19 protein-coding genes and 2 riboswitches are annotated in these 22,716 nt (G+C 71.1%); of the genes, 12 read left to right on the top strand and 7 right to left on the bottom strand.

The features are described from left to right. Positions 1-3: 3 nt before the first annotated feature. The 3 genes from HCK04_RS33785 to HCK04_RS33775 form a co-directional block, all read right to left on the bottom strand. Positions 4-1,188: an NADH-quinone oxidoreductase subunit D gene (locus HCK04_RS33785; RefSeq protein WP_142651417.1), complete on the bottom strand. Its 1,185-nt coding sequence runs from the start codon at positions 1,186-1,188 to the stop codon at positions 4-6. 63 nt (positions 1,189-1,251) lie between these two features. Next, positions 1,252-2,499: an aminotransferase class V-fold PLP-dependent enzyme gene (locus tag HCK04_RS33780; protein ID WP_142651454.1), complete on the bottom strand. Its 1,248-nt coding sequence runs from the start codon at positions 2,497-2,499 to the stop codon at positions 1,252-1,254. A gap of 88 nt (positions 2,500-2,587) precedes the next feature. After that, a riboswitch (SAM riboswitch) is annotated at positions 2,588-2,703 on the bottom strand. A gap of 60 nt (positions 2,704-2,763) precedes the next feature. Then, the gene (locus HCK04_RS33775; protein ID WP_142651416.1) at positions 2,764-3,441 is read right to left on the bottom strand and encodes a pentapeptide repeat-containing protein; all 678 of its coding nucleotides are present in this window, start codon (positions 3,439-3,441) and stop codon (positions 2,764-2,766) included. 76 nt (positions 3,442-3,517) lie between these two features. On the opposite strand from HCK04_RS33775, the gene HCK04_RS33770 reads away from it, so the two are divergent. Further along, positions 3,518-4,717 (top strand): cytochrome P450, encoded by a 1,200-nt coding sequence (locus tag HCK04_RS33770; protein ID WP_221890015.1) that lies wholly within the window; start codon positions 3,518-3,520, stop codon positions 4,715-4,717. Here HCK04_RS33770 and HCK04_RS33765 read toward each other — a convergent pair. After that, entirely contained in the window at positions 4,675-5,688 is a 1,014-nt protein-coding gene (locus tag HCK04_RS33765) for an SAM-dependent methyltransferase (RefSeq protein ID WP_312845786.1), read from the bottom strand. The genes HCK04_RS33770 and HCK04_RS33765 overlap by 43 nt on opposite strands. A 140-nt stretch (positions 5,689-5,828) precedes the next feature. Here HCK04_RS33765 and HCK04_RS33760 point away from each other — a divergent pair, with 140 nt between their 5' ends. Together HCK04_RS33760 and panC are read left to right on the top strand one after the other, a co-directional pair. After that, a complete protein-coding gene (locus HCK04_RS33760) occupies positions 5,829-6,719 on the top strand; it encodes a DUF2520 domain-containing protein (protein WP_142651415.1) in 891 nt (296 codons plus the stop codon). After that, positions 6,710-7,564, top strand: a complete 855-nt coding sequence (gene panC, locus HCK04_RS33755; protein ID WP_142651414.1) for a pantoate--beta-alanine ligase — start codon at positions 6,710-6,712, stop codon at positions 7,562-7,564. The genes HCK04_RS33760 and panC overlap by 10 nt, the downstream gene beginning before the upstream one ends. A gap of 162 nt (positions 7,565-7,726) precedes the next feature. Here panC and HCK04_RS33750 read toward each other — a convergent pair whose 3' ends face one another. Continuing rightward, positions 7,727-8,509, bottom strand: a complete 783-nt coding sequence (locus HCK04_RS33750; RefSeq protein WP_240972073.1) for a class I SAM-dependent methyltransferase — start codon at positions 8,507-8,509, stop codon at positions 7,727-7,729. A gap of 62 nt (positions 8,510-8,571) precedes the next feature. Between HCK04_RS33750 and HCK04_RS33745 the strand changes: the two genes are divergently transcribed. From HCK04_RS33745 to lysS, 4 genes are all read left to right on the top strand, one after another. After that, entirely contained in the window at positions 8,572-9,411 is an 840-nt protein-coding gene (locus tag HCK04_RS33745) for a TetR/AcrR family transcriptional regulator (protein ID WP_205831048.1), read from the top strand. A 182-nt stretch (positions 9,412-9,593) separates the two neighbouring features. Then, positions 9,594-12,095, top strand: a complete 2,502-nt coding sequence (locus HCK04_RS33740) for an L-aspartate oxidase (RefSeq protein ID WP_142651450.1) — start codon at positions 9,594-9,596, stop codon at positions 12,093-12,095. 7 nt (positions 12,096-12,102) lie between these two features. Then, a complete protein-coding gene (locus HCK04_RS33735) occupies positions 12,103-12,885 on the top strand; it encodes a type III pantothenate kinase (RefSeq protein ID WP_142651413.1) in 783 nt (260 codons plus the stop codon). Positions 12,886-12,944: 59 nt separating this feature from the next. Next, positions 12,945-14,630, top strand: coding sequence for a lysine--tRNA ligase (lysS, locus tag HCK04_RS33730; protein ID WP_142651412.1), 1,686 nt, complete (start codon positions 12,945-12,947; stop codon positions 14,628-14,630). Positions 14,631-14,793: 163 nt separating this feature from the next. On the opposite strand, the gene HCK04_RS33725 is transcribed toward lysS, so the two are convergent. Next, positions 14,794-15,717: an NADP-dependent oxidoreductase gene (locus HCK04_RS33725; RefSeq protein WP_142651411.1), complete on the bottom strand. Its 924-nt coding sequence runs from the start codon at positions 15,715-15,717 to the stop codon at positions 14,794-14,796. 100 nt (positions 15,718-15,817) lie between these two features. On the opposite strand from HCK04_RS33725, the gene HCK04_RS33720 reads away from it, so the two are divergent. Both HCK04_RS33720 and HCK04_RS33715 read left to right on the top strand, forming a co-directional pair. Further along, the gene (locus HCK04_RS33720) at positions 15,818-16,228 is read left to right on the top strand and encodes a helix-turn-helix domain-containing protein (protein ID WP_142651410.1); all 411 of its coding nucleotides are present in this window, start codon (positions 15,818-15,820) and stop codon (positions 16,226-16,228) included. A gap of 71 nt (positions 16,229-16,299) precedes the next feature. After that, a complete protein-coding gene (locus HCK04_RS33715) occupies positions 16,300-16,548 on the top strand; it encodes a LuxR C-terminal-related transcriptional regulator (RefSeq protein WP_142622380.1) in 249 nt (82 codons plus the stop codon). A 288-nt stretch (positions 16,549-16,836) separates the two neighbouring features. Here the strand turns inward: HCK04_RS33715 and HCK04_RS33710 are convergent, their stop codons facing one another. After that, complete coding sequence (locus tag HCK04_RS33710; protein ID WP_240972072.1) at positions 16,837-17,796, bottom strand: C40 family peptidase; 960 nt, start codon at positions 17,794-17,796, stop codon at positions 16,837-16,839. Between the two features lie 150 nt (positions 17,797-17,946). Then, a riboswitch (cyclic di-AMP (ydaO/yuaA leader) is annotated at positions 17,947-18,100 on the bottom strand. Between the two features lie 384 nt (positions 18,101-18,484). Here HCK04_RS33710 and HCK04_RS33705 point away from each other — a divergent pair. The 3 genes from HCK04_RS33705 to HCK04_RS33695 all read left to right on the top strand — a co-directional run bounded on the left by HCK04_RS33705 (position 18,485) and on the right by HCK04_RS33695 (position 22,174). After that, positions 18,485-19,036 carry an amino-acid N-acetyltransferase gene (locus HCK04_RS33705; RefSeq protein WP_142651408.1) on the top strand — a complete coding sequence of 184 codons (552 nt, stop codon included), beginning with the start codon at positions 18,485-18,487 and terminating at the stop codon, positions 19,034-19,036. 147 nt (positions 19,037-19,183) lie between these two features. Further along, positions 19,184-20,548, top strand: a complete 1,365-nt coding sequence (locus HCK04_RS33700; protein WP_142651407.1) for an RDD family protein — start codon at positions 19,184-19,186, stop codon at positions 20,546-20,548. Between the two features lie 1,281 nt (positions 20,549-21,829). Continuing rightward, positions 21,830-22,174 carry an Lsr2 family protein gene (locus tag HCK04_RS33695; protein WP_142651406.1) on the top strand — a complete coding sequence of 115 codons (345 nt, stop codon included), beginning with the start codon at positions 21,830-21,832 and terminating at the stop codon, positions 22,172-22,174. Positions 22,175-22,716: the final 542 nt, after the last annotated feature.

Here is a 22,716-nt window from a genome sequence, read left to right as displayed (position 1 = left end):
CGGCTACTTGTCGATGTCGCCCACCACGAAGAACATCGAGCCGAGGATGGCGATCATGTCGGATACCAGGTTGCCCGGCAGCATCTCCCGCAGCACCTGGATGTTGTTGTAGGAGGCGCTGCGCAGCTTGAGCCGCCAGGGCGTCTTCTCGCCGCGCGACACGAGGTAGTAGCCGTTCAGGCCGAGCGGGTTCTCCGTCCAGGCGTACGTGTGGCCCTCGGGCGCCTTCAGCACCTTCGGCAGCCGCTGGTTGATCGGCCCCGGCGGCAGGTGCCGCAGCCGCTCCACGCAGGCGTCGGCGAGGTCGAGGGAGACCTTGACCTGTTCGAGCAGCACCTGGAACCGGGCCTGGCAGTCCCCGGCCGACCGGGTCACGACCTTCACCGGCAGCTCGCCGTACGCGAGGTAGGGCTCGTCGCGCCGCAGGTCGAAGTCGACGCCCGAGGCCCGCGCGATGGGGCCGCTCACGCCGTACTGCATGATCGTCTCGCGGTCGAGCACGCCGACGCCGCGGGTGCGGGCCAGGAAGATCTCGTTGCCGGCGATCAGTTCCTCGATGTCGGGCAGCCGCCGCCGCACGGCCGCGACGGCGGCGGTGACGCGGTCGAGCCAGCCCAGGGGCAGCTCCTCCTTCAGCCCGCCCACCCGGTTGAACATGTAGTGCATGCGGCCGCCGGAGATCTCCTCCATGACGTGCTGCAGGGTCTCCCGCTCGCGGAAGGCGTAGAAGACCGGCGTGATCGCGCCGAGCTCCAGGGGATAGCTGCCGAGGAACATCAGGTGGCTGAGCACGCGGTTGAGCTCGGCCAGCAGCGTCCTGGCCCACACCGCCCTGGGCGGGGGCTGCATGCCCAGCATGCGCTCGACCGCGAGCACGACGCCCAGCTCGTTGGCGAACGCCGACAGCCAGTCGTGCCGGTTGGCCAGCACGATGATCTGCCGGTAGTCGCGCACCTCGAACAGCTTCTCCGCGCCGCGGTGCATGTAGCCGACGATCGGCTCGGCGGCCGTGATGCGCTCGCCGTCGAGGACGAGCCGCAGCCGCAGCACGCCGTGGGTGGACGGGTGCTGCGGGCCGATGTTGAGGATCATGTCCTCGGTGGCCAGCTCCCTCGCCTGCACGGCGTCGGCGCCCGCGCCGATCCCCACGATCTGTTCTCGGCGCACGCCCTCCTGCTCGGTCGTCATACCGTCCATGCTTTCACGCTCGCCCCGCACGAGCGAAAGCCTCCGCCGGCTCGGTAACCCCCGTCAGGCGGCGGCGATCTCGCGAAGGGCTTCGATGAGGCGGTCGACGTGTTCGGTGGTGGTGCCGATGCCGATCGAGGCGCGTACGGCGCTGACCGTGCCGTCGGCGCAGCCGCCGTCCTGCCCGCCGCCGAGGAGGTGGCGGACGAACGGGTGGGCGCAGAACTTGCCGTCCCTGACGCCGATGCCCCAGTCGCCGGACAGCGCCTCGGCGACCTCCCGGGCCGTACGGCCCTCGACGACGAACGACACGATGCCGACGCGCGGGTGATCCTGACCCCACAGCGACAGCTCGCGGACGCCGGGGATCGTGGCGAGCACGGCGCGCAGGCGGGCGAGCAGCCGCTCCTCCTCGCGCACCAGCGCGGCCCAGCCGGTCGCGGTCAGCGCGTCGCAGGCGGCGGCGAGCGCGATCGCGCCGAGCACGTTGGGGGTGCCCGCCTCGTGCCGCGTCTCGGGGTCGTCGCTCCACTCGGTGGTCTCGCCCACCGACCGTACGGCTCCGCCGCCGCGCAGGTACGGGTCGGCGTCGGCGAGCCAGTCGGGGCGCCCCACGAGCACCCCGGCGCCGAACGGGGCGTAGAGCTTGTGCCCGGAGAAGGCCACATAGTCGAGGTCGAGCGCGGCGAGGTTGAGCCCGCGGTGGGGGACGAACTGGGCGGCGTCCACAGCGATCCGCGCGCCGTGCCGGTGGGCGATGTGGGCCAGCCCGGCGATCGGCCACAGCTCGCCGGTGACGTTGGAGGCGGCGGTCACGACGAGCAGGGCCGGGCCCTCGATCGCGGCCAGCGCCTCGTCGGCCGCCCGGAGCGCCTCGCCGGGGAAGGCGGGCGGCGCGAGCCGTACGGCGTCGGGCCAGGGCAGCAGCGACGCGTGGTGCTCGGTCTCGAACACGACGACGGTTGTGCCCTGCGGGAGGCTGCGGGCCAGCAGGTTCATGGCGTCGGTCGTGTTGCGCACGAAAATCAGCGCGTCGCCGGGGCGGGCGCCGACGAAGGCCCGCACGGTGTGCCTGGCCTGCTCATACCTGGCGGTCGTGAGCTGCGAGGCGTAGCCCGCACCCCGGTGGACGCTGGAGTAGGCCGGCAGCGCCGCCGCGACGGCGGCGTTCACCGGCTCGAGACAGGGCGCGCTCGCCGCGTAATCGAGGTTCGCGTACGGCACGAGCCTGCCACCCTTGACGGGCACCTCCAGATCGGCGCCGACGACGGCCGGCAGGAGGACGGGGGCGAGCTCGGGCTCGTCGGAGATGCGGGTGACGGCCTGCTGGACGAACGTGAGTGCGGACAACGCCAAGCCTCCTCGGGTCGGGGACCCCGGCCATGGCGTCGGAAGGCGGAGCCCGCGCTTGCCCGGCACACCTCGTGCCGAGCCCGGTCCTCACCCGGGGCACCCCGCCGCGAGCGCGAGGGTTGCCGGCCAGCAAGCCGGGGCTTGACGCTGGCACTCATGACCTGGACGGCACTATAACCCGGCACCTCCCTCCGGGCGCAAGTGCGGATGACCCGGGCGGAGTCAGTCGTCGCCGACCGTGACCCCCAGGACGTGGGCGAACATCGGCGCGAGCTGCATCAACTGGACGCCGCTGATGGTCGCGCCGCGCAGCGCGTCGTAGCCGTCGGAGATCCCCAGCGACACCGCCCCGCGCAGGTCGACCCGGGACATGCGGGCCTTGTCGAACCGCACCCGTTCGAGCGTGGAGCCGGGGAAGGCGACGCCGGTCAGCGTGGCGCCCGCGAAGTCCACGTCGCGCAGCGTGCACTCGACGAACGAGACCTCCCGCAGGTCGGCCGCGCGGAAGTTGACCGAGTCGAGCTTGCAGCGGTGGAAGAACACCTGGTGCAGCTCGGCGCCGGGCAGCGCCGTGCCGGCCGGGGCGCTCATGACGATCTCCGCGTCCGCCCAGACCGACTCGGTGAGGTCGCCGCCCACCCAGCGCACGCCGTTCAGCCACACGTCGGAGAACCGGGCGCGCCGGTATCGGCCGCCGATGAACGTCACCGAGGTGAACGCCGACTCGATGAACCGGGCGCCTCCGGCGTCGGCGTCCTCGAACTCCTGTCCGTCGAACAGGACCGTGTCGTAGTCGCCGCCGTGATCGAGCCGGCCGTCGAACGGCTCCAGGTGACCGGCGTACGGCAGGTCGCCGAGTTCGCGGGGTTCCCTGCGATGCGGTGCGCGGCGCTTGGGCATCGCCCCAACGTACGCCATGAGGGACCCGTACGCCCGCACTCCCGAGCGAGGCCTTTCATCCGTATTGTTGTCCATTGTGAAGTTTGATCCTTGGAACGCCGAGTTCATCGCGCACCCCTATGACGCCTACCGCGACCTGCGCGACAACGAGCCGGTCAGCTTCTTCGAGCCGACAGGGCAGTGGCTGATCGCCCGCCACGCGGATGTGAACGCGCTGCTGCGCGACCGGCGCCTCGGCCGGTCCTACCTGCACGTGGCGACGCATGAGGCGTTCGGCCGCGAGCCCGAGCCGGAGTTCCAGGAACCGTTCTGGCGGGTGATCCGGGCCGGGATGCTCGACGTCGAGCCGCCGGTCCACACGCGGCTGCGCCGCCTGGTGTCCAAGGCGTTCACGCCCCGCATGGTCGAGTCGCTGCGCCCCCGCGTACGGAAGATCGCGACCGAGCTGACCGAGGCACTGGTCGAACGCGGCGGCGGCGACCTGCTGGCCGAGGTGGCCGAGCCGCTGCCGGTCACCGTGATCGCCGAGATGCTGGGCGTGCCCGAGTCGGACCGGCACCTGCTGCGTCCCTGGTCGGCCGACATCTGCGGCATGTACGAGCTGAACCCCTCGCTGGAGGCCCAGCACACGGCCGTACGCGCGGCCACGGAGTTCGCCGACTACCTGCGCGGGCTGGCCAGGGCGCGCAGGGAGCGGCCGGGCGACGACATGATCTCGGCGCTGGCCCAGGTGGTGGACGACGGAGACCGGCTGACCGAGGACGAGCTGATCGGCACCTGCGTGCTGCTGCTCAACGCCGGTCACGAGGCCACGGTCAACGCCACCGGCAGCGGGTGGTGGGCGCTGTTCCGCAACCCGGGCGAGCTGGAGCGGCTGCGCGCCGACCCCGGCCTGATGCCGACGGCGGTCGAGGAACTGCTGCGCTACGACACCCCGGCGCAGATGTTCGAGCGGTGGGTGCTGGAGGACATCGAGGTCGGCGGGGTGACGATCCCCCGGGGAGTGGAGATCGCGCTGCTGTTCGGCTCGGCCAACCGCGACCCCGAGGTCTTCGCCGACCCCGACCGTCTCGACATCGGCCGCACCGACAACCCGCACATCTCGTTCGGCGCCGGCATCCACTTCTGCCTCGGCGCGCCGCTCGCGCGGGTCGAGATGGCCGAGTCGTTCGGCGCCCTGCTGCGGCTCGCGCCCAAGCTGGAGCTCGCCGAGGAGCCCGCCTGGAAGCCCAGCTACATCATGCGCGGCCTGGAGTCGCTCAAGGTGACCGTCTGAGCGAGCCACCCGAAGCCGCCGAGCCCCGCCGGGTCGATCAGCTCGGCCTCCTGTGAGGCCCGGCCGAGCGCGCGTACATATCCGGCGGGATCGGCGGACGCCTGCGCGAGCGGCGGCCGGGCGCCGGTGACCCCGAGGTCGCGCAGCGCCTCCCGCTGCGTGGTGAGCGTGGTCTCCCGCGCCCCCGCCCGCTCGCCTGCCGCCGCGCAGGCGTCCAGCGCGACATGGGCCGTGATGTCGCACGACCCGTCGGGCGTGGCCGGCACCACCGCGCCGTCGCGATATCCCGTGATCGTGCCGAGCGGGGGCCGGTGGCCGTACAGGTGGGCGTAGTCGATCGCGACCGCCGTGCCGCGCGCCAGCCGCGTGATCAGCGAGGCCCACGCCTCGTCGCGCGTACGGCCGATCTCGGCGCGTTCCCCCGGTGAGCGCAGCGGCCACCAGCGTTCCAGCCAGGCCAGATCCTCGGGGCAGGGCGCGGGCCCGAGCCGTTCGTCGCCGGTGGCGGTGTCCACGAGCACCAGGCGAGGGCCGTCCGGCGTCATCTCGGCGACGTCGAGCGGCACGTTGTCGAGCCACTCGTTGGCGATCACCAGGCCCGCGATCCCGTACGGCGCCTCCGGCTCCCAGGCGACGCGGGGATCGAGATCGCCGGGCCGGGGGGACAGGTCCACGGCGGTGACCCGCAGCCGCTCCGCAAGGTCCGGCGGCGCGGCGGCGAGCACGCGGGCGGCCAGCAGGCCGTTGCCGCTGCCCATGTCGACGAGATCGACCGGGTCGGGGCGGCCGAGGTCGGCGTCGGCCCGCCGGAGCAGGCGCAGCACGGCCTCCGCGAAGACCGGTGAGGCATGCACCGACGTGCGGAAGTGCCGGTCGGGACGCTCCCGTATATAGAAGCCCTCCGCGCCGTAGAGCGCCCGCCGCATGGCCTCCCGCCAGGTGACCTCCACACCGGTGTACGTTACCGACACGCCGGGGCCGTGACGAAAAGTAGTCACTTTCGTACTTATGGCTCAACATAGGCCCGTGAGAAACGGGACAAAATCCGACCGTTGGGCCACGCCCGGGCCGGCGGGAGCGCCGCCGCTACGCTGAACCGAGGGGAGGCGTCATGGACACAAGTGACCGCCCGGCGCGGCTCGCCGTGGGAGTGCTCGGCGCGGGACGGGTCGGCTCCGTGCTCGGAGCCGCGCTCATGCTCGCGGGCCATCGCGTGGTGGCGGCCAGCGGCGTATCCGAGGCGTCGGCGCGGCGCGCCGCCGACCGCCTCGGCCTGAACCTCAGCAGGCCGGACGAGGTGATCGCGCGGTCCGAGCTCGTGCTGCTGACCGTGCCCGACGACGTGCTGCCGGGCCTCGTCTCCGGCCTCGCCGCAACCGGCGCCGACCTGCGCGGCAAGCTGCTCGTGCACGCCAGCGGCGCGTACGGCCTGGGCGTGCTCGACCCCGCTGCCCAGGAGGGGGCGCTGCCGCTCGCGCTCCACCCCGTGATGACGTTCACCGGCAGGAGCGACGACCTGACCCGGCTCAACGGCTGCTCGTTCGGCGTCACCGCGCCCGACATGCTGCGGCCGGTGGCCGAGGCGCTGGTGATCGAGATGGGCGGCGAGCCCGTGTGGATCGCCGACCGCGACCGCCCGCTCTATCACGCCGCCCTGGCCGGCGCCGCGAACCACATGGTGACGCTGGTCGCCGAGTCGCAGGAACTGCTCGCGAAGATCGGCGTGGACCATCCGGGCCGGATGCTCGGCCCCCTGCTCAGCGCGGCACTCGACAACGTGCTGCGTCTCGGCATCAGCGGGCTCACCGGGCCCGTGGTCCGCGGCGACGCGGGCACCGTGCGCAAGCACGTAGACGCGCTCATCCTGGCCGCCCCCGAGGCCGCGGACGCGTACGTCGCCCTGGCGAGGCTCACCGCCGACCGGGCGCTCGCGGCGGGCCTGCTCAAACCGGAGGCGGCCGAACGCCTGCTGGACGCCCTGGGAGGGAACATATGGACCTGACCGTCGCCGCCGACCGCGCCGCCCTCGACAAGGCGAGGGACGAGCTCGGCCCCGGAAGGATCGCCCTGGTCCCCACGATGGGGGCGCTCCACGAGGGCCACCGGTCGCTGCTTCGGCTGGCGCGCGAGCACGCCGACCACGTGGTCGTGAGCGTGTTCGTCAATCCCCTGCAGTTCGGTCCCAACGAGGACTTCTCCCGCTATCCCCGTACGTTCGACGCCGACCTCCAGGTGTGCGAGGAGGAGGGCGTGGCCGTGGTCTTCGCGCCCTCGGCCGAGGACATGTACCTGCCGGACCGCCAGGTGCAGGTCTCGGCCGGCGGCATGGGCGGCGTGGTCGAGGGAGCGTTCCGGCCCGGCCACTTCGACGGCGTCCTGACCGTGGTGCTCAAGCTGTTCAACCTGGTGCGGCCGGACGTCGCGGTCTTCGGGCAGAAGGACGCCCAGCAGCTCGCGCTGATCCGGCGGATGGTGGCCGACCTCGACGTGCCGGTGTCGATCGTCGGCGCCCCGACCGTGCGGGAGCCGGACGGCCTCGCCCTGTCGAGCCGCAACAGGTATCTGTCCGAGGCCGACCGCCGCACCGCGCTCGCGCTGTCGCGGGCGCTGCGGGCCGGGGCGGCGCGGGCCGGGACCGCCGGGCCGGCCGGGATCCTCGACGCCGCCCGGGCCGTGCTGGAGGAGGCGGCCCGCTTCGACCCGCCGCTGCTGCTCGACTATCTGATCCTGGCCGACCCCGCGACGTTCGCCCCGGTGGCCGAGGACCATCGCGGCGAGGCGATCCTGGCGGTGGCGGCCAAGGTCGGCACCACCCGTCTCATCGACAACATGGTGCTGACCCTGTAGGGATACCGGGTAGGGGTATCATGCGAGGCCGCGGCGCCCCCCTCTGCTGCGCGGGCTCGGCCGCACCCGGCCCGTGGCGCGCTCCGGGCGGCGTCTCCGGCCGGTGCCCTCAGCCGTCCCCGGGCCGGCGGCGTGGTCTCGGCCTTCCCCGCTGCGTGAGACTCAGACGTTCCGCGCCTGCAGCGTGAACCAGAAGGTGGGGAACGGGTTCGTCCCGGGCGTGACGTCGACCAGCTCCCAGCCCTTGAACCTGGCACGCAGCTCGTCGGCCGTGACGCCGGAGAGCGCGTCGTCGAGCGTGTCCGGGCCATACCCGAACATCAGCAGCCGTGCGCCGGGGGCGGCGCGGCGGGTGAGCCCGGCGGCGTAGGCGTCGCGGCGGTGCGGCGGGATGCCGCAGAAGCAGCTCAGGTCGAAGAACAGGTCGAAGGGGCCGGGCGCGTCCAGCTCGTCGAGCCGGGTGACGTCTCCCTGCAGCAGCCGTACGGCCACTCCCGCCGCGTCGGCCCGCTTCCTGGCCTCCTCGATCGCACGGTCGATCAGGTCGACGGCCACGACCTCCCAGCCGTGCCGGGCCAGGTAGATGGCGTTGGTTCCGGTGCCGCAGCCGAGCTCCAGGGCGCGGCCGGGCGGCAGCGCGCCGTTCCCCGCCCGGCCGTTCCTTGTCTCACTGTCGCCGGCCCCGTGCGCACCGCCGTTCCCCGCGCCGACGTTGCCGGACAGGTGCGCCCGGCCGCTCCCCGCCCCGTTCCCCTCGCCGTCCCTCGCGCCGTGCCCATCGCTGTGTCCCTCGCTGTGCCCCTCGATCAGGGTGACCAGCTCGGGCGGCGTCACGCCGGTGTCCCAGGGCGGCTTGCCGTCCCGGTAGTAGCTCTCCAGCCTTCGGCGTACGGCCTCCTCCAGGTCTCGTCCGGTGCCTGCGTCGGTGATGTTCGGCTTCTCCATGCCCCGGCTCCATGTTTTTAGAGGTGAACTCTAGTGATTAACTCTAGAGATATACTCGCGCCATGGAAACCGTCAAGCGGCCGGACAAGCGGGCCGAGCGTTCACGCCGCACCCGCGAGAAGGTCATCCAGGCGGCGCGGGAGCTGTTCGTCGCGCAGGGTTACGGGGCGACGAGCCTGCAGGAGGTCGCCGACCGGGCGGGCGTGGCCGTCCAGACGGTCTACTTCGTCTTCGGCAACAAGCGTGCGCTGTTCAAGGAGGTCGTCGACACGTCCATCGCCGGCGACACCGAGCCGGTGGCCGTCATGGATCGTGAGTGGTTCCGCGCCGCGTGCGCCGAGCCCACCGCGGCCGGGCAGGTGCGCGCGCACGTACGCGGCACGAGCGAGATCCTCGGCCGGGTCGCCCCGCTCATGCCGATGATCGAGTCCGCCCGCGCCGCCGACCCGCAGATCGCCGCGCAGTGGTCGGACGGCTCCGACCCGCGCTACATCGTGCAGCGGGCTGCGGCCGAGGCGCTTTCCGGCAAACCCGGCGTGCGTCCCGGCGTTTCCGCCGAGACGGCGGCGGACCTGCTGTTCTGCCTGCTAAGCCCGGACCTGTACCTGCTCTTCGTGCGGGACCGCGGCTGGTCGCAGGACCAATGGGAGGAATGGGCCTGCGCAACTCTGACCGCCCAGCTCTGCGCCGCCCCTGTGACGAACGCCGCACCCGCGACGGACACCGCACCCGCGACGGACACCGCACCCGCGACGGACACGGCACCCGCGACGGACACCGCACCCGCGACGGACACGGCACCCGCGACGGACACGGCACCCGCGACGGACACCGCACCCGCGACGGAATACCGGCCCCGCGACGAACATCAGCCCCGCGACGGACACCGCCCTCGTTCCTGACACCAGCCCCGCGACGGACGCCAACGCTGCACCGCGCCGCCCCCGGCACGGGCGCCACCCCCGGCACAGGCGTCGCGCCCGGCGCGGGCGCCGGTCCTGCGGCACGTCTCTTGTAGGAGGGGCCGGGGCGGCACCATCGACCCGGGGGCGTTATCGTCATTATGACGAAAGGGGACCCCCTCATGGTCGCGCTCGCACGCAGACTCACCGCCCCCGCACCCGGCTGGACCGTCGAAGCCGACGCGGTCGTGATCGGGTCGGGGATCGCCGGCCTCACCGTGGCGCTGCGCCACGTCGAACTCGACCCACGGGCGCGGGTGCTCGTGGTCACCAAGGATGTGCTGTCGGCCGGATCGACCCGGTGGGCGCAGGGCGGCATCGCCGCCGTCCTCGACCCCGAGGACACCCCCGACGAGCACCTGAGGGACACGCTCGTCGCCGGGGTCGGCCTGTGCGACGAGGAGGCCGTGCGCGTCCTGGTCACCGAGGGCCCCGACGCGCTGAAGCGGCTGATGAGCCACGGCGCGGAGTTCGACCGCGACGTCGACGGCGAGCTCCAGCTCACCCGCGAGGGCGGCCACCACCGCAACCGCATCGTCCACGCGGGCGGCGACGCGACCGGCGCGGAGGTGCAGCGGGCCCTGGCCGAGGCGGTGCTGGCCGAGCCCCGCATCGAGGTCATCGAGCACGCCCTCGCCCTCGACCTCCTCCGCGACGCCGAGGGCCGCGCCTGCGGGGTCACGCTCCACGTCATGGGCGAGGGCGCTCGCGACGGCGTCGGCGCCGTACGGGCCGGGGCCGTGGTGCTGGCCAGCGGCGGCATGGGCCAGGTCTACGCGGCCACCACCAACCCCGTCGTGTCCACCGGGGACGGCGTGGCGCTCGCGCTGCGGGCCGGCGCGGTGGTCAGGGACATCGAGTTCGTGCAGTTCCACCCCACGGTCCTGTGGCTGGGCGAGGGCTCGACCGGCCAGCAGCCGCTGGTCTCCGAGGCCGTGCGCGGCGAGGGCGCCGTGCTCATCGACGCGAACGGCGAGCGCTTCATGCGGGGCGTGCACGAGCTGGCCGACCTCGCCCCCCGCGACGTGGTCGCCAAGGCGATCATGCGCCAGATGGCGCGGACCGGCGCCGACCACGTCTACCTCGACGCCACCCACTTCGGCGAGGAGAAGTGGCGCTCCAGGTTCCCCACGATCTTCGCCGTCTGCCGCGAGCACGGCATCGACCCCGTCACCGAGCCCATCCCCGTCGCCCCCGCCGCCCACTACGCGAGCGGCGGCGTGCGCACCGACCTGTACGGCAGGACCAGCGTGCCCGGCCTGTACGCCTGCGGAGAGGTCGCCTGCACGGGCGTGCACGGTGCCAACCGGCTGGCCTCCAACTCCCTCCTGGAAGGGCTCGTCTACGGCGAGCGCATCGCCGCCGACCTGGTCGCGGAACGGCCCGCCCCGGGCGAGCCCGCGCCGGACGACCGTCCCGAGGGCCTGGTCGACCCCCGTACGCGGACGAGGGTGCAGAGCCACATGAGCCGGGGCGCCGGGGTGCTGCGCAGCGACCGCAGCCTGGCGGAGGTCGCCCGCGCGCTCTCCGACGCCCGCTGGACGCCGGTCGCGGTCGAGCCCTGCACCGAGTCGTGGGAGGCGACCAACCTCCTCACGGTGGCGTCCGCGCTGGTCGCCGCAGCGGCCGTACGAGAGGAGACCCGCGGTTCGCACTGGCGGGAGGACCACCCCGACCGCGACGACGCCCACTGGCGGGCGCACATCGACATCGCCCTGACGGCGGAGGGACTGACCTTGACGTACACGCCTCACGAGGAACTGCGGACCGAGCTGGAGAAGGCCGGACTCGACCCGGACGCGGTGCTCGGCCTCGTCCGGACCGCGCTGGAGGAGGACCTGGCCGGGGGACAGGACGTGACCTCGGTCGCCACCATCCCGGCCGGCCAGCGGTCCGTCGCCGACGTCGTGGCCCGCAAGGAGGGCGTGGTCGCCGGGCTGGCCGTGGCCGAGACCGTCTTCCGGCAGGCCGCCGGGCCGGTCGAGGTCGAGCGGCACGCCTCCGACGGCGACCGCGTGCGCCCCGGTGACGTGGTGATGACCGTGCGGGGCACGACCAGGGACCTGCTCACGATGGAGCGCACCGCGCTCAACTTCCTCACCCACCTGTCCGGGATCGCCACCGAGACCCGCCGCTGGGTGGACGCCGTCGAGGGCACCGGCGCCCGCATCCGCGACACCCGCAAGACCCTGGCGGGGCTGCGCGCCCTGCAGAAGTACGCCGTACGGGCCGGGGGCGGGGTCAACCACCGGATGGGCCTGCACGACGCCGCGCTGATCAAGGACAACCACGTCGTCGCCGCCGGAGGCGTCGCCGAGGCGTTCCGCGCCGTACGGCAGGCCTTCCCCGGCGTGCTGATCGAGGTCGAGGTGGACCGCATCGACCAGATCGAGCCGGTTCTGGACGAAGGGGCCGACGAGATCCTGCTCGACAACTTCACCGTGGACCAGCTCGCCGAGGCCGTACGGCTCGTGGCCGGCCGGGCGCGGCTGGAGTCGAGCGGCGGGCTGACCCTCGACGTGGCCCGCGCGGTCGCCGAGACCGGGGTCGACTACCTGGCCGTGGGCGCGCTCACACACTCGGCCCCGGCACTCGACCTTGGTCTAGATCTTCGTGATGCATAATCAGGGAATGCTGCTCACCATCGACGTCAGCAACACCCATACGGTGCTTGGCCTGTTCGAGGGTGAAGAGGTGATCGAACACTGGCGCATCGCCACCGACCCCCGCCGTACGGCGGACGAGATCGCGGTGGTGCTCCAGGGTCTCCTCGGGCAGTCGCCGCTTCTCAAGGACGCCGACATCAGCGGCATCGCGATCTGCTCCACGGTGCCGTCGGTGCTCAACGAGATGCGGGAGATGTCGCGGCGCTACTACGGCGACGTCACGGCGGTGGTCGTCGAGCCGGGCGTCCGCACCGGCGTCCCGGTCCGGATGGACAACCCCAAGGAGGTCGGCAGCGACCGCATCGTGAACGCGCTCGCCGCCACCACCCTGTACGGCGGGCCGTGTGTGATCGTGGACTTCGGCACGGCCACCTCGTTCGACGCCGTCTCGGCCCGGGGCGAGTACGTCGGGGCGGTGACCGCGCCCGGCCTGGAGATCTCGGTGGACGCGCTGGCCACGGCCGGGGCCCAGCTCCACAAGGTGGAGCTGGTGCGCCCACGGTCGGTGATCGCCAAGAACACCGTGGAGGCCCTCCAGTCGGGCATCATCTACGGCTTCGCGGGCCTGGTCGACGGCATCGTGGACCGGATGACGGCCGAGCTGGCCTCCGACTCCGACGACGTGACCGTGGTCGCCACGGGCACCGGTGCCCCGCTCGTCATCGGCGAGGCCCGTACGATCGACGTGCACGAGCCCTGGCTCACGCTGATCGGCCTGCGGCTGGTCTACGCCCGTAACGCGTCCTGACGACTCCCTCGCGTACGGGACCATAGAAGGCAGGATCCCGTTCAGAGAGGACTGACGTGATGGACGCCGACTGGGTGGCGCGTTTCGCCGATGAGGTCATCGCCGAGGCTGAACGGCGCGCACCGGGCAAACCCGTCGTCTGCGCGTCCGGCCTCAGCCCGTCCGGCCCGATCCACCTGGGCAACCTGCGCGAGGTCATGACCCCGCACCTGGTGGCCGACGAGATCAGGCGGCGCGGCTACGAGTGCGTGCACATCATCTCGTGGGACGACTTCGACCGCTTCCGCAAGGTTCCGGTGGGCATCGACCCCGCCTGGAACGAGCACATCGGCAAGCCGCTGACCACCGTCCCGGCCCCGCCCGGCAGCGAATACCCGAACTGGGCCGAGCACTTCAAGGCCCCGATGATCGCCGCGCTGGCCGAGCTGGGCGTGGAGTTCCACGGCATCAGCCAGACGCAGATGTACACCTCCGGGGCATACCGGGAGCAGGTGCTGCTCGCCATGCGCGAGCGGCGGCGGATCGACGCGATCCTCGACCAGTACCGCACCAAGAAGGCCAAGGCCAAGCAGGTCACGGACGCCGACGAGGCCGCCGCGCTCGAAGGCTCGGGGGCCGCGAGCGAGGACGACGGCTCCGGGGCCGGGGGCTACTACCCCTACAAGCCCTACTGCTCGGTCTGCGACCGCGACCTGACCACGGTCACGTCGTACGACGACGAGACCACGGCGATGTCGTACACCTGCGTGTGCGGCCACAGCGAGACGGTCCTGCTGTCCGAGCACACCCGCGGCAAGCTGGTGTGGAAGGTCGACTGGCCGATGCGCTGGGCGTACGAGGGCGTGATCTTCGAGCCGTCGGGCGTGGACCACAGCTCGCCGGGCTCGTCGTTCGTCGTCGGCGGCCAGATCGTCCGCGAGGTGTTCGACGCGCCGCAGCCGATCGGCCCGATGTACGCCTTCGTCGGCATCAGCGGCATGGCCAAGATGAGCAGCTCCAAGGGCGGCGTGCCGACCCCGGCCGACGCCCTGTCGATCATGGAGCCCGCGTTGCTGCGCTGGCTGTACGCCCGCCGCCGTCCCAACCAGTCGTTCAAGGTCTCCTTCGATCAGGAGATCCAGCGCATGTACGACGAGTGGGACACGCTGACGAAGAAGGTGCAGGAGGGCACGGCGCTGCCGGCCGACCAGGCGGCCTACCGCCGGGCGTCGAGCACGGCCTCCCGGGTCCTGCCCGAGACGCCGCGGCGGCTGCCTTACCGGACGCTCGCCTCGGTCGTGGACATCACGACCGGAGACGAGGAGCAGACGCTGCGTATCCTGCGCGCGTTCGACCCGGAGATCGGCGGGCTCGACGAGCTGCGGCCGCGGCTCGATCGCGCCCAGCACTGGGTGAACACCTACGTGCCCGCCGAGGAGCGCACACAGGTGCGCGAGACGCCCGACAAGGAGCTGCTCGACACGCTCGGCGAGCAGGACCGCGAGTCGCTGCGCCTGCTGGTGGAGGGACTCGACGCGCACTGGTCGCTCGACGGGCTGACCACGCTCGTCTACGGCGTGCCGAAGGTGCAGGCCGGGCTCGACATGGACGCCAAGGCGGCCACGCCCGAGCTGAAGGCGGCCCAGCGGGCCTTCTTCGCCCTGCTCTACCGGCTGCTCGTCGGCCGCGACACCGGCCCGCGGCTGCCCACGCTGCTGCTGGCCGTCGGCCGCGACCGGGTGCGTGAGCTCCTCGGCCGCGCCTGATCGCCGCCTTCGACAAAAGGGCCGGACGGCATCGCCGTCCGGCCCGCGGCATGCCCGGCCGGGCATGCCGGAAGGGGAAACCAGCGCGCCGGGAACCCAGAGCATCGGGAAACGCAGCGCGCCGGGAACCCAGAGCATCGGGAAACGCAGGGGATCGGGAGACTCAGGGCAGCAGGACCAGCCGGCCGCGCAGGCCGCCCTTCCGCAGGCGTTCGTACGCCTCGGCCGCCCGCTCCAGCGGGTAGGTGCCGGCGACCCGCAGGCTCAGCCGTCCCGCCTCGGCCAGCTTCGCGACGTCCCGCAGCTGGGCCGCGTCGGCGCGGATGAACACCGTGGAGACCCGGATGCCGCGCAGCGGCACGGGGGCCAGCCCGGCGTTGACGGCGACGAACGCGCCCCCGTTGCGCACGGCGTCGAGCGCGGGCAGGCCGACGAGCGCCGCGTCCACCAGGCCGTGCACGCCGCCGGGAACGGCGGCCCTGACCGCGGCCGCCAGGTCGGCGCCCCTCGGCACGAACCACTCCGCGCCGAAGCCCCGCACCACCGTCTCGTCGCCGGGCGCGGCGACCGCCGCGACCCGGAGCCCCCGCGCCACGGCCAGCTCCACGAGATAGCCGCCGACGCCGCCCGCCGCCCCCGTGACGAGCAGGGTCTCGCCCTCGGCGAGCCCGGCGAGGTCGAGTGCCTGGACGGCGGTGAGCGCGTTCAGCGGCAACGTGGACGCCTCGGGCGCGGCCACCCCCACGGGCGCGGGAGCCACCGCCGTCTCGTCCAGCACCACCAGGTCCGCCTGGGCCTTGAGCGGGTCGGTCAGCCGGTCCGACAGCCCGATGACCCGCTCGCCCGGCCGCAGACCCGTCACCCCCGGCCCGGCCCGGTCGACCACGCCCGCGACGTCCCAGCCGAGCGCGTACGTCTCCTGGTGCGGCATGAGCCCGTTGTCGGCGAGGACGCCCGCGGCCGTGGCCAGGTCGACGGGGTTGACGGCCGCCGCCTCGACCCTGATCCGCACCTGCCCCTGCCCCGGATCCGGCTCCCGCACGTCGACGATCCGTACGGCTCCATCCCGTGCCATCAGTGCTCTCATGAGCGTCTTTCTCCTTTCGCGATGGCACGGAGCGTAGGAAGATCTACTCTCTTTCGGTAAGAAGGCACCTGGAAGTGCGTAAGGGAGGAGAAGGGAAGACATGGCGACTCAGACGGCGGCCGAGCGGCGCGAGGAGGCGCGTCAGCGCTACAACGCCTACGTCGCGACCTGCCCGTCCAGGAAGCTGCTCGACACGCTCAGCGACAAGTGGGTGAGCCTGGCGCTCACCGCGCTCGCCGGCGGCCCGCGCCGCTACAGCGAGTTGGCGAGGACGATCGCCGGAGTCAGCCAGAAGATGCTCACGCAGACGTTGCGGACGATGGAACGCGACGGCCTGGTGTCACGCACGGTCACTCCGTCGGTGCCGGTGAGGGTCGACTATCGGCTCACGCCGCTGGGCGAGGACCTCATGCCGCTGCTCGAAGCGATCAAGCGCTGGGCCGAGATCCACATGGAGGATGTCGAAGCGGCCAGGCAGGCGTACGACCGCCGCTCCGGCCACCGACCTTGACGACCTTCAGGCGAGGCGTTTACCTTCCCTGAAGGGTGGGCCGACGACATCGTCGTGGGGGAGGGCGGACGATGGGTGTTCCCGAGGTCGTCTACCGAGGTGACAATCCTGCCTCGGACCTTGAGCGTGCCGGTCTCACCGAAGAGGATCTGCTTCTCCTCGCGGAGCTGGCCAAGGGAGTGACAGCAGACCGGGTGGGCCGCAGTCTCGACGTCAGCGGCCGAACCGTGCGGCGCCGGTTGCGGTGCATCTGCGACCGCATCGGTGTGGCGACGGCGATCGAGGCGGTCGCCTGGGCGGCACGCCGCCGCCTCATCTGAGTGTTTCATCTAAGCGCGTTATCCGACTGCGTTGTCCGGCCGCGTTCGCTGCGAAAGGGACCGGCGCCCCTCCAACGGAGGAGGGGCTCTCCGAAAAGGCCCCCGGAAAGGCTCCCCGGGAAGGCTCCCCGGAAAGGCCCCCGGGAAGGCTCCGTGGAAGAGCGCCCGCAGACAGAGGCCCTCGCAGACCGAGGCGCTCCGTAGACGAAGGGCTCCGTAGACCGAGGCCCCTGTGACAGAGGCTCCGTGGTCAGAGGCCCCGTGGTCAGAGGCCCCGTGGCCAGAGACTCAGTCGGCGACGCGCACCGCGCCCGCGAACGGCCGGCCGTCGATCTTCGCGATGTGGACGACGTCTCCTGTGCGCGGCGCGTGGATCATGTAGCCGTTGCCGATGTAGATGCCCACGTGGTGCAGGTCGGAGTAGAAGAACACCAGGTCGCCGGGGCGGAGCTGGTCACGCGGGATGTGCGTGCCGGCCGTCCACTGGTCGCCCGTGTAGTGCGGCAGGCTGATCCCGACGGACTGGTAGGCCGCCATGACCAGGCCGGAGCAGTCGAAGGAGCCGGGCCCATCGGCGCCCCACACGTACGGCTTGAGCTGCTGCGCGAGGGCCCAGCGCGCCGCCTGGGCGGCCTTGCCGTCACCGATGATGGGGAAGTCCGTCCTCGTGCGCGTCTCTCTGCCGATCGTCTGGGAGACCTGCCGGTAGAGGCTGCTCTCGGTCTTCTTGATCAGACTGGTGATCTTGTCGCGCCGGGCGTCGAGGCCGCTGAGGAGCTTCTTGACCTCGGCCTGCCGGGCGGAGGCGCTCTGCCTGGCCCGCGCGGCGGCGTCCATGGCCTTGGTGACCTCCGCGACCTCCTGGCTCTGCTGCAGCTCCAGCGCGTACGTCGTGGAGGCCTGGTCGAGGTAGCGCCGGGGGTCGATGTCGCTGTCGATGAGCGCGAGCGCGTTGCCGAGCCCGTTGGTCATGTAGGAGTGCTGCGCGAGGGCGCTCGCCTTCTGCCGGCGGACCTCCAGCTCGGCCTCGCTCTTGGCGAGGTTCTTCTTGGCGAGGTCGGCGGACCGCTCGGCCGCCTTCAGACGCACCCGCTCGCCGTTGTACTGCTCGGTGAGCGTCTCGATTTCGTCGTAGAGGTCCTCGACCTGCTTGGTGAGCTGCTTGAGGCTCGGCTTCGGGTCGGCGGTGGCGCTGACGACCGGGGCGCCGAACGTGATCGCGCTGATCGCGAGTCCGACGAACGCCAAACGGCGGAGGGGACCCGGACCGGCCGTGCCGGATCCGGATCGCCGGCCGCGGGCGTGCCTGCCCGCCGGCCTCTTGCCACGCATGCGCAACCGAGCTCCTCTCCCATGTGCGCCCCGCGGCGGGCCCGTCGTCGAGACGGGGCCGTACGGCGGGGCGCTGCTGAGCGCCTACCGGGTTAGCTGACGGGTTCGGGCCGGAGTAGCCCTACCTGGCGGATTCACCCCTTGTCGATCTGAGACCGAACCGATCCTGGATCCTGCAGTTGGGTCCCCGGCTCCCCTTCGCACTCGGTGCTTCGAAGATTCGGCGCCCGGTCGCCGCGAGCGCTCACGATGACCGGCATCGTCGCTGGACGATAGTGCACCGCGAGTTCTTGCTCAACCAGAACTCCGAAACCCGTCTAGGTTTGACAACCAAAGGATCACGGTCGGATCACGGGATCGGTTGTGAAACGTCCGTGTTCACAGGGGTTTGGAGCGATCCGAGAGTTTGGATGTGCTGCTCGGGCTGGTGAAAAAACTGGGACAAAAGTGGACAGTGGCCTTGGGGTGTGACCGTACGTCCGTCCGCGTCCGGGCGGCTACACACGGTCAGAACTCATGTGGGGTCTGGCGTTTGGGGATGACCGTTATCCGGGGGACGCTCCGCGCATGGGATCAGGCCGCGCTGCGGCTAGGCTGACCGGTCATGGAGCAGGTCGCCGCGCAGACGCCCAGTGAGTCGGGTGCCACGGCCGTGACGGTGCGCCGGGCCAGGACGCCGGACGTCCGGGCGATCCGGCGTCTCGTCGACGCGTACTCCGGCAACGGGCCCCGCCTGCTCAAGAAGAGCACGGTCACGCTGTATGAGGACGTCCAGGAGTTCTGGGTGGCCGAGACGGCCGGGCAGGTCGTCGGCTGCGGCGCGCTGCACGTGCTGTGGGAGGACCTCGCCGAGATCAGGACCGTCGCGGTGGACCCCGCGGCGCGCGGCGGGGGCATCGGCCACCGGATCGTCGCCGCGCTCATCGAGACCGCCAGGGACCTCGGCGTGCGGAGGGTCTTCTGCCTCACGTTCGCGGTGGACTTCTTCGCCAGGCACGGTTTCCGGCCCATCCAGGGCACCCCGGTCTCCCCTGAGGTCTACGCGGAGCTCCTGGCGTCGTACGACGAGGGTGTCGCCGAGTTTCTCGACCTGGAGCACGTGAAGCCGAACACGCTGGGGAACACCCGGATGTTGCTGCACCTCGACCGTCATTGATCACCATTGATGGGCATTGATCATCGATCTTGACGGTGGTTGTCGACTGTTGCAAAGGTGACTGTTGATACGCCTGTCGCTACTTTTGGCAATATCAGCGTGTGCTACAGACGTGCGGCGCATGCGTCTTCGAAACGAGGTGACACGGTGAGCACCGGACAGCCGCCGTACCCCCAGGACGAGTCGGACGGAACGCCACCGCCGTCATCGAACCCCGGGTACAACACGGACAGACAACCCCAGGAATACGACCCCGACGTCACGGTGGTCAGCTATCGCGGGCAGCACACGGGTCCGCAGCAGCCGCCCGCCTACGACCCCGCTCAGGGCGGCTACGGCCAGCAGCAGGGCTACGGCGCCCAGCAGCAGCCGTACGGCCAGCAGGGCTATGGTCAGCAGGCCCCGCAGGCCCAGCAGCAGTACGGCCAGCAGACCGGTCCCCAGGACTACGGCCAGCAGCAGGGCTATGGGCAGCAGCAGGGTTATGGCCAGACCGGGCCGCAGCAGGGTCACCCCCAGCAGGGCTATGGTCAGACCGGCCCGCAGCAGCCGTACGGCCAGCAGCAGGGCTACGGCGCTCAGCAGCAGCCCGGTTACGGCCAGCAGGGCTACGGCCAGCCGCAGGCCCAGCAGCCATATGGTCAGGACCAGTACGGCCAGCAGCAGGGCTATGGGCAGCAGCAGGGTTATGGCCAGACCGGGCCGCAGCAGGGTCACCCCCAGCAGGGCTATGGTCAGACCGGCCCGCAGCAGCCGTACGGCCAGCAGCAGGGCTACGGCGCTCAGCAGCAGCCCGGTTACGGCCAGCAGGGCTACGGCCAGCCGCAGGCCCAGCAGCCGTACGGCCAGGACCAGTACGGGCAGCAGCAGTTCGCCCAGCCGAGCCCCCAGGCGGGCTATGGGCAGCAGCCCGGTTATGGCCAGCAGCCGTACGGCCAGCCCGCCTATGGTCAGCCCGGCTACGGCCAGCCGTACGCGCCCGCCGGCCCGATCCCGCCCGGCGCCCCGGCTCCGCTCGCGGAGTGGTGGCAGCGTCTCGTCGCCCGCATCATCGATGGCGTGATCGTCGGTATTCCGCTCGGGATCATCACGGTCGTGGTCGCGGCCATCGTCGTCACCAACGCGAGCGTCGACATTAGGAGCGGGGTTTACAACCCCGGAAGCGGTTACTTCCTGGCGTCGCTGCTCACGGCGATCCTGGGCGGCCTCGTCATGGTCGTCTACGAATTCCTCATGCTGCGGGCACAGGGCCAGACGCTCGGCAAGAAACTCATGGGCATCAAGGTCGTCCGGGTCGGAGGCACTCTCGACGCGGGTGGGCTTCCGCAGGACGCGGCGCTCAAGCGGGCCGGCGTGCTCTACGCTTTCGAGTTCCTGCAGTGGATTCCCGTTATCACCTACATCGCCAACCTCGGCACTCTTCTGAACGTGCTGTGGCTGTTGTGGGACAAGCCGCTGCATCAGGCGCTCCATGACAAGGTCGCCAACACCGTAGTGGTCAAGGTCAAGTAAGACGACGGACGGGGTCGATGGAACGGACCATCGGCCCCGTTTTTCTATGGGTCGCTATGGCTCCGATCGCACCGCGCCCGCGTGGCTGTGACGGAAAATCCTTGCGGCCTCTACGGGGCATGTCATGCTTGGGTTACCGTCCCGAGAGGTGCCCAATGACCGCGAGACCGCCCCCGGCGCCAATCCTTAAGACTCGCCCCCGCCGTCTCCGGGGTCATATCCCCCACGGGCGGCTTAAGGAACCGTCAGGGGCGCTTATGGGGCCGTATGGAGCCGCACAGGCCCTTATGGCACTCCCCGATGCCCGCCCGCTCCGGCCGCCCGGAGGCGGCGTCCGCGGAATGCGGGGATCGTTTGGCCGTGGGAAACTCCGGCGCCACGACCGTCCGGGCCGTCCGCGTGATTGTGCCCCCCGCTCCTTTTTTCGATCTTCGGACCTCCCTCTTGTCGATCTTGACGGAACCGGTGGTCCACTCTTTTTACGAGGCTTCCGGGCTGTGACGATCTGCTTGCGCGTATATCACGCAAGGCGTGCACGCCGTACGAGAAGGGTGCCGGGCTCCTTGTGAAGATCCGGCCGCCGTGACGCGGCTCCTCGTTTCAGCCGAGCTCTTCAACGGCCGTACGTCCCCGGTCCGGCCCTTTTCCGCGGGGTGTGTTTGCCGCTTGACGCGTGTTCCCCCACGCCTGTCCGTACGGATCGTCAGGTTCCTCACCTGCGGCTACGGCATGTTGTGGGAGGCGTGACCCCGTCGCCGGCCGTGGCCGGGGAAGCGCGCAAGCGGCTGAAACGACCGGACGGCCCGGGATCGGTGACCGGCGGGGTCGGCATTCTGGGTACGATTTCGAGTGCATCCGGTAAGGCCGCTGGAGAGACGAGGATTACCTCGGCCCTCCAGGGGCACCCCGGAAGGCGCGCCTGGTCCCTCCCGGCGCTATGGTCGTATCAGGGCGCCCGGCCCGGGCAAGAGGCCGGCAGCCTTGCCACGTCCTCGGAATTTCCTCGGGTGCACCTAATGACACCCCCGGCACGAGCGAGGCAGAATGACAGAGGTATTGTCCGCCTTGATACCTTCCGCGGTCGTCGCCGGCGCGGTCGTCTACGGCATCGTAAAGTTGGTACGTTCCGACGCGGCGGGCCTCCGCACGGCACGGGAGCCACGCGAGAAGTCACCGGACTCAGAGGTTCCTGAGAATCCGCAATCATGAATTGTCAGCCAGGGGAAACCGGGTATATGTTTGGCTGACGAATCAAACTATGGGCTGCGAAAGGATTGCCGGATGGCCAAGCACACGCAGGTGATTCTCATCGACGATCTCGATGGCGGCGAGGCCAATGAGACGGTCACCTTCGCGATTGACGGCACGTCATATGAGATTGACCTGAGCGACGGCAACGCGAAGAGGCTTCGCGAGGCTCTGTCGCCTTTCGTCAGCAGCGCGAGGCGCGCCGACAGCGGGCAGGCCCGTGGGCGCCGTCGTGGTGCGGGCGGCGGGGGCCAGCGAGCGATGACGCGCGAGAAGAGCGCGGAGATCCGTGCCTGGGCGAAGGCCCACGGACACCCTGTGAGCGAGCGCGGTCGCATTGCCGCCTCGATCGTCCAGGCGTACGAGGAAGCGCACTAGACAGTGTCCGGCAGATGCCGCCCCGCGGGCGGCAGGGCTTGATTTGCCGGGCACGACCTCTGGGTCGCGTCGCTCGGAACGGCTGTCTACTGGGGTCGTCCAGACGGCACCTGGCTGCGTCGCCGCCCTACCCACGGAGATTCTTCACGGCCTTCGAATCTCCGCAAGGGCGCGGAGCCGGTGTCAATAGCTCCGCTATTGGCTCCTCCTCCACCTTGCGACGCATCCGCCTGGACGATCCTGGCGAGGGCAAGATCTGCGGGGACAGTCCCTAACTTGAACCTTGATCGCGCGGTTATGGCAAGTCGTCGGAGGATCTGACGATCGCATAACCGCGCGATTGTGTTTGTGCTCCCTTAAAACCTCGTTCGCTTGCGGCGTATCGGGAACATGTCACCCCCGGCAGGGGGTTGGATAGAGCATGAACGCCCTGCGCTTGGGGAACCCTTCTGCCAAGGAGCGGGTCGCTGGGTCGGGGCTACCATGCGGAACGACGGGCCGGATCTCCCGTGCTCGCCTGACCGCTCTGTGAGGAGCGACGA

The sequence above is a fragment of the Microbispora sp. CL1-1 genome, assembly GCF_012034195.1.
GTDB lineage: Bacteria > Actinomycetota > Actinomycetes > Streptosporangiales > Streptosporangiaceae > Microbispora.
The sequence above is the reverse complement of the archived record's forward strand: the minus strand, read 5'-3'. Positions and strand labels throughout refer to the sequence as shown.